The following is a 16,778-nucleotide window of genomic DNA, read 5'->3' as shown; positions in this document are numbered from 1 at the left end:
CATGCGCACCATGACCTCAAAGGCCGCTCAGCCGGCCAAGGTGCAGGCCGGGCCGGGGGCTTCCGAGTCCCCGGCCACCGGGCCCGCAGGTCGCCGGGGTGGCAAGAAGTCCTCGATGGGCGTGCAGAACCTGGCCGGCTGGCTGTTCTCCACTCCCTTCCTCGTCCTCTTCCTCGTCTTCATGGCGTTCCCGATCCTCGCGACGCTGGTGATGAGCTTCACCGACTTCGGGCTGCGCAATGTCACGCACCCGATGGACGCGAACTTCATCGGCTTCGAGAACTACGTCAACCTGTTCAGCGACGACAAGTTCCTCAAGTCGCTTTTCAACACGGCGTACTTCGTGGTGATCGGCGTTCCCCTGACGATCTTCCTCGGGCTGGTCGTCGCCGTGCTGCTGAACAACGGCATCGACCGGGCGCGGACCTTCTTCCGCGTCGGCTTCTACGCCCCGGTGGTCACGACCATCGTCGCGGTCGCCGTGGTCTGGCGGTTCGTGCTCGACCCGAGCGACGGGCTGGTCGCGGGGCTCTTCTCCGAAGTGGGCCTCACCTCGCCCGACTTCCTGGGCTCCGAGACGCTCGCCATGCCCTCGATGATCGCGATGGCGGTCTGGCGCAACCTCGGCACGGTCATGGTGCTCTTCATCGCCGGTCTGCAGGCCATTCCCACCGAGGTACGGGAGGCCGCACGGCTGGACGGTGCCGGTGTCTGGCAGGAGTTCAAGGGCATCACCGTGCCCCTGCTGCGGCCCACACTGCTCTACGCCACGGTGATCACGACCATCGGCTACCTCAATGTCTTCGAGGAGCCGTTCGTGATGACCCAGGGCGGTCCCTCGGACTCCACGCTCACGGTCTCGCTGAACATGTACCGCGAGGGCTTCAACTTCTTCCACATGGGCTATGCGAGCGCCATGGCGTATGTCCTCTTCGTAGTGATCATGGGCATCACGGTGCTGCAGCTCCGACTGCTGAAGGACAACACGAAATGAGCGCCACCAGTGCACCGGGCGCCGTCTCGACGGCGCCGTCGCAGAAGCCCGGGGACATGCAGCCGTCCCGGCCGAAGAAGGCCCGCAATCCGAAGCGCCCGCTCGTCTACGTCCTGCTCTCGGTCGGTCTGCTGATCATGTCGGCGCCGTTCCTGTGGATGGCGCTCTCGGCCTTCAAGACGCAAGCGGAGCTGACGGCCAGCCCGCCCGTGTGGATCCCGACCGACTGGACCCTGGAGAACTTCCGGAACCTGCTCGACAAGCTGGATCTGCCGCTGTACTTCATGAACTCGGTCATCGTGGCGGTGCTGGTCACCGTCTCGAACCTGGTGTTCTGCTCGATGCTCGGGTACGCCCTGGCCAAGCTGAACTTCGCCGGACGCAACAAGATCTTCGGCCTGGTTCTCGGCGCCCTGATGGTGCCCGGCAACCTGATGCTGCTGCCGCTCTTCGTGCTGATGAGCAAGCTGCACCTGATCGACTCGTACGCCGGTCTGGTACTGCCGTTCGCCGCCGGAGCCTTCGGCGTCTTCCTGATGCGGCAGTTCATGCAGTCGATCCCGGACGAGCTGCTGGAAGCGGCCCGGATGGACGGCGCCGGTGAGTGGTACATCTTCTGGCGGATCGTGATGCCGCTGGTGAAGCCCGCCCTGGCGACGCTTTCGATCTTCACGTTCCTGGGCTCCTGGAACAACTTCGTCTGGCCGCTCATCGCGACCAACGACCCCGACAAATACACCCTCCCGGTCGCCCTGGCCACCTTCGCCACCGACCCCAACAAGGCGGGCGGATCCAACGGCATGCTGATGGCCGGGTCCCTGCTGGTCGTCCTGCCCGTCGTGGTCCTGTTCATCGCGCTCCAGCGGCACTTCACCCAGGGCATCGCGACGGCCGGCATGAAGTAGCCGTCCCCCTGGACAGGCCGGCCCGTCCCGGCCGCCCCACCGAAACGTACGAGGCCGCGCGCCCCACACCCCGCCGGCCACACCCCTTCACGCACCAGAAAGACAGTTTGCGATGACTCACACCCAGGTCCCGTTCCCCGAAGGCTTCCTGTGGGGCGCCTCCACGGCCGCCCACCAGATCGAGGGCAACAACACCAACAGCGACTGGTGGGTCAAGGAGCACGCCGCGGGCACCCACATCCAGGAGCCCAGCCTGGACGCCTGCGACAGCTACCACCGCTGGCACGAGGACATGGACACGCTGGCCGGTCTGGGCTTCACCGACTACCGGTTCTCCATCGAGTGGGCGCGGATCGAACCGGCCGAGGGGCAGTTCTCCCGGGCCGAGCTCGCCCACTACCGTCGGATGGTCGAGGGCGCGATCGAGCGCGGCCTGCGCCCCATGATCACCCTGCACCACTTCACCGTGCCGCAGTGGTTCGAGGCGCGCGGCGGCTGGACCGCCGAGGGCGCGGTCGAGCTCTTCGCCCGCTACGTCGCGGCCTGCGCGCCGGTGATCGCCGAGGGCGTCAGCCACGTCTGCACGATCAACGAGCCGAACATGATCGCCGTGATGGCCGGCCAGGCCAAGCGGGGCGACAACAGCTTCCCGCCCGCCGGGCTCCCGACCCCCGACGACGAGACCACCGAGGCCGTCATCGCCGCGCACCACGCGGCCGTCGAGCAGGTCCGCGCGATCAACCCGGACATCAAGGTCGGCTGGACCATCGCCAACCAGGTCTACCAGGCCCTGCCCGGTGCCGAGGAGGTCACCGCGGCCTACCGTCACCCCCGCGAGGACGTCTTCATCGAGGCCGCGCGCGGCGACGACTGGATCGGGGTGCAGTCCTACACCCGGACCAAGATCGGCCCCGAGGGCCCCATCCCGACGCCCGACGACGCCGAGCGCACCCTCACGCAGTGGGAGTACTACCCCTCCGCGGTCGGCTACGCGCTGCGCCACACCGCCGAGGTGCTGGGCAACGACGTGCCGCTGATCGTGACCGAGAACGGCATCGCGACCGACGACGACAGCCGCCGGATCGACTACTACACCGGCGCGCTGAACGAGGTCGCGTCCGCGCTGGAGGACGGCCTGAACATCCAGGGCTACCTGGCCTGGAGCGCGCTCGACAACTACGAGTGGGGCTCCTACAAGCCGACCTTCGGTCTGATCGGCTGGAACCCGGAGACCTTCGAGCGCCTGCCCAAGCCGTCCGCCGTCTGGCTGGGCGAGATGGGCCGCACACGCGCGCTGCCGCGCATCGCCGACTGACGTCGGCCCCCCGACCGGGAGCGACCTGACCGCTCCCGCCCGTACGGGAACCGGCGGTACCTGACGGACGCCGGTTCCCGTACAGCTCCGCCCGCGTGGGCGCCGCACGTTTCCAGCCCCGCCCACGTGCGGCGCCCGCGCGGGTGCCGCACGTATCACGGCGCCCCACGCCCTCAGTCACGACCGACGAACGAAATCCGCCCACCGCCCACAGTCGGTGGCTCTTCTTCGAGGGTTGCGAGCTGCTGCTGGTTTGCTGCACTGAAGTGAGTTGTAGTGAGCGGGAGTGAGTCCTGTCGGTGGGTTCGTGGGGTGGGAACGGGGGTTCTGGGGCCGAATGAGTGACCTTGACGGCTGCTGCTCGTTGGGCTGGGGTGGGGGGGGTGATGTGGTGGGTGGTTTGCGGGAGTTGGCGGCACCGTTCGTGGTGCCGGGGCCTTGCGGGGTGGCGGTCCGGGACCGTCTGAAGCACCTCACGCCCCAGGACGAGAACGTGCTCCGCTTGGTCGGTGAGCATCAGGGCCGTCTGGCTTCCCGTGATCTCAGGGCTCGCTGTGCGGATGCTCTGGAGCACAGCGCGGACACCTGGGCCTCGCGCAAGCGGGACCTGACCGCGCAGTCGTCGTCGCGGATCGCGGGTGCGATCACCAAGGCCACGCACGACCAGTGGGCGCTCGCCCGCCGTTGCCAGGCCGCACACATCCAGACGCTGGAAGCCGGGATCAGGACGCTGCGGCACCGCCTGTCCCTCCCGATCGGTGAACCCGGGACGAAGCGGGCAGCCGGTGGCTACCGCTCCAAAAGCGAGTGGTTCCACAAGTCCCGCCGCCTCGCCGCACTGGAGGCACGGCATGCGGCCGTTGTCGCCGACCGGCAGGCCGGACGGGTCCGGGTGGTACGGGGCGGCAGACGTCTCCTCAACACCCGCCACCACCTCACCCAGGCCCGGCTGACCGAAGGCAAGTGGCGGGAACGCTGGGATGCGGAACGCTGGTTCATCGCCGCCGACGGCGAGTCGGGCAAGCGGTTCGGGAACGAGACGATCCGCGTCACCCCGGACGGTGAAGTGTCCATCAAGCTGCCCGCCCCACTCACCCACCTGGCCAACGCCAAACACGGCCGGTACACCCTCACCGCCCGTATCGGCTTCGCGCACCGGGGCCAGGAGTGGGCCGACCGCATCACCACGAACCGGGCCGTCGCCTACCGCATCCACCTCGACACCGACCGCGGCCGCTGGTACCTCACCGCGTCCTGGCAACGCCCCGCCGTCCAGACCATCCCTTTGGAGGCCGCCCGCGCCCGGGGCGTGATCGGCGTCGACACCAACGCCGACCACTTCGCCGCCTACCACCTCGACCGGCACGGCAACCCCGTCGGCGACCCGCACCGCTTCCCCTACGACCTCTCCGGCACCGCCGCGCACCGCGACGCACAGATCCGCCACGCCCTGACCCGCCTGATCCACTGGGCCAAGCAGACCGGTGCCGCCGCGATCGGCATCGAGGACCTCGACTTCACCACCGAGAAAACCCGCGAGAAACACGGCCGCAGGAAACAATTCCGGCAGCTGATCTCCGGCATCCCGACCGGCAGACTCAAGGCCCGGCTGGTCTCCATGGCAGCCGAACAGGGCCTGGCCATTGTCGCGGTCGACCCCGCCTACACCTCCCTGTGGGGTGCCCAGCACTGGCAGAAACCGCTGGCCGCCCCCAAGCGAAAGATGTCCCGTCACGATGCCGCCGGTATCGCGATCGGACGACGCGCCCTCGGGCACCCGGTCCGGCGTCGGACGGCACCGCCCCCGCACGACCGGAGTGATCGTGCGGGGCATCGGACCGCCCAGGCCGGGCCAGGCACCCGAGGACGTGAGGGAACCCGCCCACCCGCAACGGATCACGCCCCTGGAGGCGTGCCGCCGAACGGGACGAGAAAGCGGGAACCCAGCGCATCCAAAACCGTTCGGGATGCGCCCAGTACGCAGCAGTGGGTCCAGGACTCACTCATGCACACTGGTTAGGAACGGTTCTGATGGACCGTCGCACGTTTCTCACCGCCGCGGGAACAGGGGCTGCCGCCCTGTCCCTCGGAGCCGTAACCAGCGGCCGTTCCGGACCGGTGGGTTCCAGTCGAAGGTGCGTCCGCTTCTCGTCAAGGAGCGCTTCTCCATCTGATCCGCCCCGTGGCGGCGTGCGCGGAGGTCAGTTCCAGCCCTTCCGGTACGCCGCCCAGTCGCCGTCCCGCGCCGCGAAGTCGACGTAGAGCGCGACCCCGAACCGTTCCCGGCCGCGGTCCGTGCGCCCCAGCCCCAGTCTGGTGCCCCGGACCGCGGCCGCGACCGTCTCCGCCGACTCGTGGTGTCCGAGATCGTTCTCGTGGAAGAACGGCAGCCCCATCAGCAGATCGGTCTCCGGGGGCGTCACCTCCAGGGCCAGCGCGGTCTGCTCGGCGACGTAACCGCCGAACATGCCCTCCAGCGGCATCCAGGTGTCGTACGACATGACGGCAATCTGGTCGACCCGGCGTGCGACCTGCGCGAAGAACTTCTGGGACCACCATTTCTGGCGGCCGCTGAGCGCCCCGACCACCCTGTGCGCCGCCGGCAGCGGGTCTATCTGGTGGGCGGCGACCGACAGGGGAACCTTGCGGGCCTGTGTGAGCCCGCGCAGGTCGTCGAGGAGTGAGAGGTAGTGGCCGTCGCCGGAGTGCAGCGGCTCCAGGTCGAAATGGACGCCGTCGAACCCGGCGTCCAGGATCTGCCGGGCCGATGCGACGACAGCGCTTCGGGACGCGGCCCGCTCCAGGCGCAGCCCGTCGGGTCCTTCGGTGGCGAGCTTGTCACCGAGCCAGGCCTGGACCCGGATGCCGGGCAGGGTGCGGTGTACGGCGTCGAGCAGCCACCGCGCCCGGGGGTAGCGGGTGGCGGGCAGGGTGCCGTCGTGTTCCAGCGGCCCGGCGTGGACGTACAGGTCCTTGATCCCGGTCCCCTTGATCCGGGCGGCGAACGCGGCGAGGTCTGCGTCGTCCTTGCGCCCGTCGACCCAGGCGTGGCCGAGCCAGATGGCATCGCGGCCACGGGTGCGGGTGCCGTCACCGGGGTCACCTGAATAGTTGAGCCGCAGGGCGATCCCAGCGGTGAGGACCGGTACCACGATCACCAGGACCGCTCCCAGAGCGATCCGTCTCGGCCAGGTCCCCCACAGCCCGCTCCAGCGGAACCGGGCCGCCCGGTTCCGTACGGCCTGAGTCATGCGCTTCATCCGCGTTCGCACGTCCGTCCCCCTGAATGCCTGATGTCGGTGTGCCGTCGCAGTATGAACGGCATCGTTCCCGGCTCCCGGCCCGATCGCCCGGTCGCGGGTGACGATGGGTGGACATAGCCTCACAAAGGTGATGCCGCTCGTGAGCCGTACCCGGATATCCATACCGGGCCGGGCCCTTCTCGCCGTGCTGTTGACGGTGTGCGGGCCGGCCCTTCCCACCGCGCCGACCGCTCACGCCGACGGTCCCGTCACCCTGTCCAGGGACGGGCAGATCACCGACAAGGTGGGGGCGCTCGGGGACCGCAGGGACCAGGTCACGGCCGCGCTCGACCGGCTGTACGCCGACCGCCGCATCCAGCTCTTCGTGGTCTACGTACGGGACTTCTCCGGCCGGTCCGCGCAGAGTTGGGCCGATGAGACGGCCAACCGCAACGGCCTCGGCCGCGAGGACGTCCTGCTCGCCGTCGCCACCCACGACCGGCAGTACGCGTACACCGTCGAACAGGGCTCACGCCTCACCGACGTCCAGCTCCAGGACGTGGCCAATACAGCGATCGAGCCCGCGCTCAGGGAGCACGACTGGGCCGGCGCGGCGATCGGCGCCGCGAACGGGTACTCCGCCGTGCTGGCCGACAAGGCCGTGCCCACCCCGACGATCACTCCTGGCGTCGCCGATCCCGGAACCGGGAATTCCGGCGGGACGAGTGCCACGGACCTGATTCTGCCGGTGGTCGTCGTCGTCGGGGCGGCAGCGGTCGCCGGCTATGCGTACACCCGGCGCAGGAGGCGAGCCACGACCCGCACCACGCCCGGTGCGACCGGCTGGGGTCCGGGCTCCGCCGGATCGGGCCCGCCGTCCCGGCCGCCGACTCCGTTGCCGGAGCTCGATGCCCGTGCGAAGGAGTTGCTGGTGGACACCGACGACGCGGTCCGCACGAGTGAGGAGGAACTGGGTTTTGCCACCGCCCAGTTCGGCGAAGAGGCCGCAGCCCCCTTCACCGAGGCCGTCACCTACGCGAAGGGCGAGCTGACGGCCGCGTTCCGGTTGCGCCAGCAACTGGACGACGCCTTTCCCGAGGACGACGCGACGCGGCGCCGGATGCTGGACGAGATCATCAGCCGCTGCACGGACGCCAACAACCGCCTCGACGCCGTCTCCGAGGACTTCGACCGGCTGCGCGCCCTGGAACATAACGCTCCGCAGGCCCTGGTCACGGCCGAGACCGCCTTCCGCGCTCTCGCCGGCCGCGTCGGCGCTGCCGAGGCCGCGCTGACCGCGATGCGCAGCGGGTACGCGGAGTCGGCCTCCGCGCCGGTCGCCGGCGCCGTCGAACAGGCCAAGGACCGGCTCGTCTTCGCCACGTCCGGTCTCAACCGGGCCCGGCAGTCGGTGGACAGCGGGAACAACGCCGCAGCGGCAGTGTATGTACGGGCCACCGAGGGCGCTGTCGACCAGGCGACCACTCTCGTCGATGCCGTGGACCGGCGGAGCCGGGAACTCGCGGAGGCAGCGGGCAGACTGACTGCCGCCCTCACCGAGACGGAAACCGACCTGGCCGATGCGGGCGGGCTGCTCGAAGGCACCGCGGAGGGTGTGTCGACGGCGGACCTGCGGGGCCGGATCGCGCGCGCGGAGTCGGTGCTCGGTGACGTGAAGGGGGAGATGCAGGCGGGTCCGTACGACCCCATCGACGCACTGCGCAGGGTGGAGGAGGCCGATGCGGCGCTCGACGAGGCGCTGGCCGGCGCGCGCGAGCAGGAGCAGGGCGACCGGCGGGCCCGCTCCCTTCTCGACCAGGCGACGCTCACCGCGCGTTCGGCGATCGCCGCCGCAGTCGACTGCATCACCACCAACCGTGGAGCCGTGGGCAGCCAGGCCCGGACCCGCCTCGCGGAGGCCCAGCGGCGGCTCGACCGGTCCCGTGAGCTGGCCGGGACCGGCGATCCCCAGGGCGCGCTGGCCCAGGCGCAGCAGGCGGATTCCCTGGCCGGGCAGGCCCGGAGCCTGGCCGAACAGGATGTGGGGTCGTACGGGGGCCGAAGCGGTCCGGGCGGTATGCAGGGTGGGGGCGGTGGGGTCGGCGGCGCGGTGCTCGGCGGGATCATCCTCGGCGGACTCCTGGGCGGCGGGGGCGGCCGCGGCGGCGGGGGTTACGGAGGAGGCTTCGGAGGGGGCGGCGGGCCGGGCAGTTTCGGCGGTGGGGGCACGCGCGGCCGGCGGGGCGGCGGCGGCCGCTTCTGAGCCGACGGCGCGGACACCGGCTCAAGGCTTCATTCGTACGCGTTCACACACAGGAGAGGTGCCATGACCAAGCAGACCGTCCTCGGCCGCGTCACCCAGCTGGCGAAGGCCAACATCAACGCGTTGCTGGATCAGGCGGAGGATCCGCAGAAGATGCTGGACCAGCTGATCCGCGACTACACGGCCAATATCTCGGAGGCCGAGCAGGCGGTCGCCGCGACCATCGGCAATCTGCGGCTGATGGAACAGGACCACCAGGAGGACGTGGACGCGGCCAAGGAGTGGGGCGGCAAGGCGCTCGCCGCCAGTCGCAAGGCCGACGAGCTGCGGGCGGGCGGGGCGGGCGCGGAGGCGGACAAGTTCGACAACCTGGCCAAGGTCGCGCTCGGCCGCCAGCTCCGGTCGGAGAAGGAGGCGAAGACCGCGGAGCCGACCATCGCCTCGCAGACCGAGGTGGTGGACAAGCTCAAGTCCGGCCTGGACCAGATGAAGACCAAGCTGACGGAGCTGAAGTCCAAGCGTGACGAGCTCGTCGCACGCGCCAGGTCCGCCCAGGCGCAGAACCGGATGATGGACTCCGTCAAGAACATCGATGTGCTCGACCCGACCAGTGAACTCAGCCGTTTCGAGGACAAGGTACGGCGCGAGGAGGCGAAGGCGCTGGGCAAGCAGGAGCTCGCCGCGTCGTCCCTGGACGCCCAGTTCGAGCAGCTGGACAGCCTGGGCGACAGCGCCGAGGTCGAGGCCCGTCTCGCCGCCCTGAAAACGGCCTCGTGACCGCGGTCCGGGCGGGCTGGTGACGGGCGGCGCCGCCGGCGGCTCCATGGCGGGCAGGAGCCCTCGGCGGCCTCCCGAACCGCTCAGAACATGCTCAGCAGCTGCTCGACCGTGCGCTCGGCGGCCGGCTCCCCGTCGGGCAGCGCCAGTTCGAACCAGACGGTCTTGCCGCGCGGTGTACGCCTCGACCCCCAGGCCACACTCAGCAGCCCGACCAGCTGCAGCCCGCGCCCGCCCTCATCGGTGTCGCGTGCCCGCCGCCGCCGCGGCTGGACGAGACCCGCGTCCCATACCTCGCACACGAGCGTACGGTCGCGCAGCAGCCTGAGCCGGATCTCGCCCTCCCCGTACCGCAAGGCGTTGGTGACCAGTTCGCTGACCAGTAGTTCGGTGGTGTCCACCAGCTCCCCGAGGTCCCAGGCGAGCAACTGACCACGGGCCAGTTCGCGGGCACGGCCGACGGAGCGGGGTTCGCGGGGCAGCCGCCAGTCGCCGACGGCGTCGGCCGACAGCCCCCGGATGCGGGCCATGAGCAGGGCGATGTCGTCCTCGCCGTGCCGGGTGTCGAGGGTGGTCAGTACGTGGTCGCAGACGTCTTCGAGCGGCCGTTCCGGTTCGATGAGCGCACCGCGCAGGGCATCCAGTCCTTCGTCGAGCGGATGGTCGCGGGACTCGACGAGGCCGTCCGTGTAGAGGGCGAGCAGGGCGCCCTCCTTCAGCTCGACCTCGACCTCCTCGAACGGTTCGCCGCCGACGCCGAGCGGCATCCCGGGCGGGACGTCGAGCAGCATGGCCGGTTCGCCCGGCTCGACCACGGCAGGGGGAAGGTGGCCGGCGTTGGCGAAGGTGCACCGCCGGGTGACCGGGTCGTAGACCGCGTAGACGCAGGTCGCCAGGTAGACCTCGGAAAGGTCTGCCTCGCGGGACTTGTGGGCGGCCCTTGAGGGCCACTGGGTGCCGCCGCCGAAACCGTCGGACGAGAAGGTGCCGCCGCCGGGGGTGCCGAGCCCGCGGGCGACCTCGTCGAGTGCGGAGAGCACCTCGGCGGGTTCCAGGTCCAGGAGGGCCAGGGTCCGCACGGCGGTGCGCAGTTCACCCATGGCCACGGCCGCCCGCAGACCACGGCCCATGACGTCGCCGACGACGAGGGCGGTCCGGTGGCCGGGGAGTTCGATCACGTCGAACCAGTCGCCGCCCACCTCGGTGGCCGTGTTGCCGGGGAGGTAGCGGCAGGCGATGTCGAGGCCGGCGGCCACGGGGTCGCCGGGTGGCAGGAGGCTGCGCTGGAGGATCAGCGCGCGCTCGTGCTCGCGCCGGTAGAGGCGGGCGTTGTCGATACAGACCGCGGCGCGGGCGGCGAGTTCGGTGGCCAGTGCACGGTCTCTCTCGCCGAAGGGTTCGCTGCCCTTCGTACGGGAGAACTGGACGAGACCGACCACCGTGTCGTGGGCGACCATCGGTACGGCGAGCGTGGACTGGACGAAGCCCCGGCCGTCGCCGGGCACATCCTCGACTCGACCGGTGCGCAGGGCAATGGCACAGGGCGAGTTGTACGAGAAGCGGTGTACGGCGCCGAGCGCGGGCGTGTCGGCCGTGTCGGGTGCGGAGGTGGCGGGCAGGGCGTCCGACACGGCACTGGCCAGGGCGACGCGGCGCAGTTCGGCGGAGCCGCCGACGGACTCCTGACGGAGCGAATCCCAGCTGCCGGGTGGCGCGTCGTCGCCGGTGAGCAGCCCCTGGTAGAGGTCGACGGAGGCGAGGTCGCAGAAGCCGGGCACGGCGACATCGAGGAGTTCGCGGGCGGTGGTCTCCAGGTCGAGGGAGTTGCCGATACGGGCACTGGCCTCGTTGAGCAGGGCGAGGTTGCGGCGGGCGCTGGCGGCCTCGCGGGCGGCGATGTGCCGTCGGGTCACATCGGTGGCCAGTCCGGCGATGCCGATGGGGCGGCCCGATCCGCTGTGCACGCGGTAGAGGTTCATGGACCAGTGGCGGTTGTCGCTGTCGCCGGGCGCGGTGCCGACGAGCTGGAGATCGGTGACGGACGCGCCGGTCTCCAGAACGCGCTCCAGCGTGGCGGTGAGGCGGTCCGCCTCGGGGCGGGAGAGGTAGTCGTCGACCGTACGGCCGCGGTGGTCGGCGGCCTGGCCGCCGAAGACGGTGGCGAAGCGCTGGTTGGCCCGTATCACCGTGAGATCCGTACCGAACAGCACGAAACCGAAGGGAGATTGGCCGAATATGGCCTGTGACGCAGCAAGGTCCGTCTCGATGCGGCGCAGCGCGCGGACGTCCACGACGATGCAGAGCGCGGCGCGTTCCCCGGTCCCGGTCTCGCTCGGCATCACATAGATCTCGGCAAGCCCGTGCACGGGATCCCCGCCCGGTATCCGGAAGGGGACGAGACCCGTCCACTCCTTGCCGTCGAGGATCTCGCCGACGCGGCGGTGGCCGTCCCTGCGCAGTTCGGCAGGCATGAACGCCTCGACCGGATCCACACCCACCGCTTTTTCTGCGGGAACGCCGAAGAGACCGGCGGCCCGCCGGCTCCACTGCTCGATCAGGCCGTCGGGGCCGATCGAGAAGGAGGCGACCCTGATGTAGTCATAGATCGAGCCAGGCGGGCTGCTCTGCCACACAATGCCGCCCGCCGTCCCAGGTATTTCGCTCACGCGACCGTCCCCTCCAGCTCACACACCGGACCGGTCCTGCCCGCAGTATTCAGCACTGCGGCCCCTACCGACACGGCGTTCACGATCACAGCACGGTCTCAGTCCCTTTCAGCCAGGTTCTGCCCGACCTCTGGTGATCGCTGTGCGTCCCACCCCACTCCTAACCAGGCAGGGCCAGCTCGAACCACACGGTCTTGCCGGTCTTTCCGCGTCTGGTCCCCCAGCGGCGAGCGGAACAGGCCACCAGTTGCAGTCCTCTGCCGCCCTCGTCATCGGGTCCCGCCATACGTTCGGTGGGCGGATCCGGAAGCGGATCGGAGACTTCCACGAGCAGTCCGGGACGGGCGGCGGGGGCGTGACCGTTGAGATGAGGGCGCACCAGCCGTACGCCGATGGGGCCCGATGTGTACTGCATGGAGTTGGTCACCAACTCGCTGACCAGCAGAACCGTCATATCCCCGACGGCAGCGTCGAGCCCCCAGCCGCGCAACGCCTCATGGACGGCATGCCGCGCGGAACGCACGGCGCCCGGCACAGCCGGAAAGGTCCACTCGGCGCAGTCGCCTTCGGTGTCGATCACGCCGTTCACTTCCCAACACCAGCAACGAGGAGCGTCCTGTTTACGGGGGTTAATCAGGACATACCCGATATTCGGGGCGAACTATCGCCGGGGTCGACACGTGGGGCGTACGGGTGTATGGCCGCGCGCACGAACAGGCGCACGCCGAGAGAGGGGCGCACGGGGCAATCGGCGCGCGCCACCGGTATCCACGCCGGCAGCGCTCGCCGCAGCGTTCCGCTCAGCGGGGCGCACCGTCCGGCAGGCGGCGCATCGCCTCCGCGACCGCGGGCAGGTCCTGGTCCAGCCAGTCGACCGCGTCGCTCTCGCCGGGCCCGAGCCAGCGCAGTTCGTCATGATCCTGGAGCGGTGCGGGCACCCCGGACACCAGACGGGCCGTCCACACCCGGAGCACGTACCCGGGTTTCAGCGGCCACTCACCGGGGATGCGCTCGAGCGGTTCCGTCTCCACGCCGAGCTCCTCGCGGAGTTCCCGTACGAGCGCCTGCTCGCCACTCTCCCCCGGCTCCAGCTTCCCGCCCGGCAGCTCCCACCGGCCGGCCAGCTCGGGCGGAGCGCTGCGGCGCGCGGCCAGCAGGCGGCCCCGGTCGTAGACGGCTCCGGCCACCACCACACGATCGTTCATGAGCCGGAGCGTAACGCCCCGCCCGACTCCTTGCGGACGCTCTACGGCCGGGCGCTCTGCCCGATGCGCTCCACCCAATAGAGCTGCTTGTGGCCGTGACTGTCGAGCTTGTCGGCAGTCTTCTGGGCCTCGCCCTGTGTGGCATACCTGCCGACGCGGTAGCGATTGCCGTTGTCGTCCTGCCGTATCACCAGCCAGGGGAGCTCGGCACCGTTGTCGCTCATCGCGCCCCTCCCCAGCATTGCGCCCCTCCCTCGAACGGCATGCACGTCTCTAAGGATCCCCAGGAAACCGCAGTACGCATATGCCGGAGCCTACGCCTGACCTTCACTCAACGGATACGTAATTACACAAAGAGATACCGATCCGGCCAGGAGAAAGGGGGCGCACCCGGTTGGATGCGCCCCCTGCGGCAGTTACTTCCCCGGCCCGTCGCCGTATGCACCGTCGACGTCGGCCCGAGACCGGGGCCCGCTCACCCTCCGGCGTGCGGGTACGAACGGGAGGGCAGGAGCGGGACATGACAAGCCATGAGGGTCGACGATTGCCCCTCGATCACAGGATCCGACCGGGCCTTGATTTGTCGTCGCCGACGCCGGACGGCACCCTCCGGGTACCGGTCACCTGACCGGAAGGTGGTAGGCGATCCGGAAACGATCGGCGGGCACCACCACGTCCGCCGTCTCGACCGGGCGACCCGATGCGTAATACGTACGCTCGATCACCATCACCACATGCCCCGGTACGCCGCCGAGCGCCAGGAGCTCCTCCGCCAGTCCCGGGCGCGCGCCGACCTGCTCGGCCACGTTGTCCACGACGACATCGATCGCGGCCATCCGCTCGACCACCCCGCAGCCGCCCAATGGGCCCTCCTCCGGCAGCATCACCGGCGTACGCCCCGTCACGGCGAGGGGTTCCCAGGATGTGGAGAGCATCATCGGCTCCCCCGCCTCCCGGAAGGTGTATCTCGTACGCATCACCCGGTCGCCCGGTTCGATGCCGAGGCGCTCGGCGATCTCACCACTCGCACCCTCTTGCTCACTCCAGGATTCCCAGGTCCCGCGCACCCCGTCCGCCGTCTGCTCCTGACGGAACGGGCTGGCCCCCGCCCGGGTCCGGTAGCCGGAGCGGGCGATCCGGCGCGGGACCGGCCGCTCGCGCACATACGTACCGGAGCCGGAACGTCCCTCGACCAGACCCTCGGCCATGAGCACCTTGCGCGCCTCCAGCGCGACAGTGTCCGAGACTCCGTACTCCTCTCGGATACGGGCCTGCGACGGCAGGCGCGTATGCGGCGGCAGCGAACCGTTGACGATCTTCTCTCTCAGATCGCTCGCCACGCGCAGATAGGCGGGCTGCTCACCGAAAGCCACAGGCCACTCCCAACAGGTTGACAGTCTGCAACAGCCTGACAACCGTCGGTTGTGGATCGCAAGTGCAGGCCAGAGTTTCACCCGAAGTGATGATTCATCACGCCCTCGCGCATATCCCGCCGCCGGCCACCGGAGAGGCCTCGCCCCTTCGGCACCACCCTGTGGACGTACGACGACCCGCAGGTACTGCGTACCAAGACCTCGTGCACCCACAAGCACGGTCTCGGCGGCGCGATGTTCCGGTCGCTGGACGGGGACGCGGACGACGGCGGGCCGATGACCGCGGTCGGCCGGGGCCTCGACCGGCGCCGACGCAAGGTGTGGGGCGGCCGCGGATGCGGCCGCCCCACACCTTCAATGGCTTACGGAGCCATCATCAGAACTGCAGGGCCCAGGAGTTGATCCTCCCGGTGTCGGCCGCCGCATTGTCGCCGACCCGCAGCTTCCAGGTGCCGTTGGCCACCTCCGACGAGGCGTTCACCGAGTAGGTGGTGACCACGTTGTCGCTGCTGCCACCCGTTCCGTACGCCTTCAGGTTGTAGACCGAACCGTCGGGCGCGACCAGGTCGATCTTCAGGTCGCCGATGTAGGTGTGCGTGATGTCGACTGGCACGCTCAGCGTGGCCGGCGCGTTGCCGGTGACACCGGTGACGGTGATCGGCGACTCGACGGTGGAGTTGTCGCCGATGGCGTAGCTCGTCGTGTTCTCGAACTTCTTGCCCGGCGGCGTGGTGGTGCCGCTGCCGACATTCAGCAGCCGGTTCGGGGAGCCCGTACCCGGGCTCGTCACCACTCCGGTGCCGGCCGCGGCGACCAGTCCGGCGGAGACCTGTGCCGGACTGTCGCTCGGGTGGTCGGCCAGATAGAGGGCCGCGGCGCCGGCGACGTGCGGGGTCGCCATCGACGTACCGGAGATCGTGCTGGTGGCGCTGTCACTGCTGTTCCAGGCCGAGGTGATCGACGAACCCGGGCCGAAGATGTCCAGCACGCTGCCGTAGTTGGAGAAGCTGGAGCGGGCGTCGGTGCTGGTCGTGGAGCCGACCGTGATGGCCTCGGTGACCCGTGCCGGGGACTTCGTGGAGGCGTCGGTGGACTCGTTGCCCGCGGCGACCGCGTAGGTGATGCCGGACGCGATGGACTTCCGTACGGCGGCGTCGAGCACGGAGTCCGCCCCGCCGCCCAGGCTCATGTTGGCGACGGCCGGCTTGACGGCGTTCGCCGTCACCCAGTCGATGCCCGCGACGACCTGCGCGGTCGTGCCGGAGCCGCTGTTGTCGAGGACCCGGACGGCGACGATCTTCGCCTTCTTGGCGACGCCGTACGCCGAACCGGCGACGGTGCCCGCCACATGGGTGCCGTGACCGTAGCCGTCCTGCGCGGTGTTGTCGTTGTCGATGGCGTCGTAGCCGTACGAGGCCCGGCCACCGAAGTCGCTGTGGGTGATCCGGACACCGGTGTCGATGATGTACGCGGTGACACCCTCACCCGCCTTGTCGGGATAGGTGTAACTCTGGTTCAGCGGCAGGGTCTTCTGGTCGATCCGGTCCAGCCCCCAGGAGGGCGGCGAGGGCTGCGTGCCGGAAACCGTGAAGGTCCGGTTCTGCACGACGGACTCCACGGCCGGGTCCGCGGCGAACTTCTTCGCCTGTGCGGCGGAGAGTTCGACCGCGTAGCCGTTGAGGGCCGCGTGGTAGGTCTTCTTGATCTTGGCGCCGTACTCCTTGGCGAGCGCCTTGCCCTGCGCGGAGCCGGCGTCGGCCGCCGCTTCGTCGAGCGTGACGATGTAACTGCCGCTGATGGTGCCCGGAGCACCCGCGTTCTCGATCCGGCCTTCCGCCGCCGTCCCGGCCGCGGTGGCGGGGAACGCCGCCGCGGTGGAGAGCGCGAGGGCGGCACCGGCTATGACGCTCGCCGCGGCGAGTCTTCGACGGGCGTGGGGGGTGTGACGCATCACTGACATGTGAGGGGTCCTCCTCGATTGCGGTGCGCTGGTGGGGGGTTCCACGGGAAATGGAGGTGGGGCAGGGCCGGGCCGAAC

General features: G+C 69.9%; 13 protein-coding genes and 1 pseudogene. 7 read left to right on the top strand and 7 right to left on the bottom strand.

Annotated features, from left to right (window positions below; genetic code table 11):
• Window position 1: 1 nt before the first annotated feature.
• The 4 genes from GA0115254_RS21195 (at window position 2) to GA0115254_RS21180 (ending at window position 5,234) form a co-directional block, all read left to right on the top strand.
• On the top strand, window positions 2-994 hold the full coding sequence (locus GA0115254_RS21195) for a carbohydrate ABC transporter permease (RefSeq protein ID WP_093896853.1): 993 nt from the start codon (window positions 2-4) through the stop codon (window positions 992-994).
• A gap of 56 nt (window positions 995-1,050) precedes the next feature.
• Complete coding sequence (locus tag GA0115254_RS21190; protein ID WP_176740232.1) at window positions 1,051-1,899, top strand: carbohydrate ABC transporter permease; 849 nt, start codon at window positions 1,051-1,053, stop codon at window positions 1,897-1,899.
• Between the two features lie 112 nt (window positions 1,900-2,011).
• A complete protein-coding gene (locus GA0115254_RS21185; RefSeq protein ID WP_093896851.1) occupies window positions 2,012-3,214 on the top strand; it encodes a glycoside hydrolase family 1 protein in 1,203 nt (400 codons plus the stop codon).
• A 391-nt stretch (window positions 3,215-3,605) separates the two neighbouring features.
• Entirely contained in the window at window positions 3,606-5,234 is a 1,629-nt protein-coding gene (locus GA0115254_RS21180; protein WP_176740228.1) for a transposase, read from the top strand.
• A 181-nt stretch (window positions 5,235-5,415) separates the two neighbouring features.
• Here the strand turns inward: GA0115254_RS21180 and GA0115254_RS21175 are convergent, their stop codons facing one another.
• Window positions 5,416-6,465 (bottom strand): glycoside hydrolase family 18 protein, encoded by a 1,050-nt coding sequence (locus GA0115254_RS21175; RefSeq protein WP_256102714.1) that lies wholly within the window; start codon window positions 6,463-6,465, stop codon window positions 5,416-5,418.
• 151 nt (window positions 6,466-6,616) lie between these two features.
• On the opposite strand from GA0115254_RS21175, the gene GA0115254_RS21170 reads away from it, so the two are divergent.
• Complete coding sequence (locus GA0115254_RS21170) at window positions 6,617-8,719, top strand: TPM domain-containing protein (RefSeq protein WP_093896895.1); 2,103 nt, start codon at window positions 6,617-6,619, stop codon at window positions 8,717-8,719.
• Window positions 8,720-8,782: 63 nt separating this feature from the next.
• Entirely contained in the window at window positions 8,783-9,496 is a 714-nt protein-coding gene (locus GA0115254_RS21165) for a PspA/IM30 family protein (RefSeq protein ID WP_093896849.1), read from the top strand.
• An 83-nt stretch (window positions 9,497-9,579) separates the two neighbouring features.
• Here the strand turns inward: GA0115254_RS21165 and GA0115254_RS21160 are convergent, their stop codons facing one another.
• The 5 genes from GA0115254_RS21160 to GA0115254_RS21140 all read right to left on the bottom strand — a co-directional run bounded on the left by GA0115254_RS21160 (window position 9,580) and on the right by GA0115254_RS21140 (window position 14,740).
• Window positions 9,580-12,129 (bottom strand): SpoIIE family protein phosphatase, encoded by a 2,550-nt coding sequence (locus GA0115254_RS21160; protein WP_093896848.1) that lies wholly within the window; start codon window positions 12,127-12,129, stop codon window positions 9,580-9,582.
• Window positions 12,130-12,322: 193 nt separating this feature from the next.
• Window positions 12,323-12,751, bottom strand: coding sequence for an ATP-binding protein (locus GA0115254_RS21155; RefSeq protein WP_093896847.1), 429 nt, complete (start codon window positions 12,749-12,751; stop codon window positions 12,323-12,325).
• Window positions 12,752-12,962: 211 nt separating this feature from the next.
• Window positions 12,963-13,367, bottom strand: a complete 405-nt coding sequence (locus GA0115254_RS21150) for a (deoxy)nucleoside triphosphate pyrophosphohydrolase (protein WP_093896846.1) — start codon at window positions 13,365-13,367, stop codon at window positions 12,963-12,965.
• Window positions 13,368-13,408: 41 nt separating this feature from the next.
• On the bottom strand, window positions 13,409-13,591 hold the full coding sequence (locus GA0115254_RS21145) for an SPOR domain-containing protein (RefSeq protein ID WP_256102713.1): 183 nt from the start codon (window positions 13,589-13,591) through the stop codon (window positions 13,409-13,411).
• 396 nt (window positions 13,592-13,987) lie between these two features.
• Complete coding sequence (locus GA0115254_RS21140; protein ID WP_093896844.1) at window positions 13,988-14,740, bottom strand: GntR family transcriptional regulator; 753 nt, start codon at window positions 14,738-14,740, stop codon at window positions 13,988-13,990.
• Between the two features lie 150 nt (window positions 14,741-14,890).
• Between GA0115254_RS21140 and GA0115254_RS46340 the strand changes: the two are divergent.
• Window positions 14,891-15,049, top strand: a pseudogene (locus GA0115254_RS46340) (glycosyl hydrolase); the annotation flags it as partial.
• Window positions 15,050-15,116: 67 nt separating this feature from the next.
• Here the strand turns inward: GA0115254_RS46340 and GA0115254_RS21135 are convergent.
• Complete coding sequence (locus GA0115254_RS21135; protein ID WP_093896843.1) at window positions 15,117-16,700, bottom strand: S8 family peptidase; 1,584 nt, start codon at window positions 16,698-16,700, stop codon at window positions 15,117-15,119.
• Window positions 16,701-16,778 lie beyond the last annotated feature (78 nt).

This window comes from Streptomyces sp. Ncost-T10-10d, assembly GCF_900091955.1.
In the GTDB taxonomy this organism is placed as follows: Bacteria; Actinomycetota; Actinomycetes; order Streptomycetales; family Streptomycetaceae; genus Streptomyces.
This window is presented reverse-complemented; position numbering and strand designations above follow the sequence as displayed.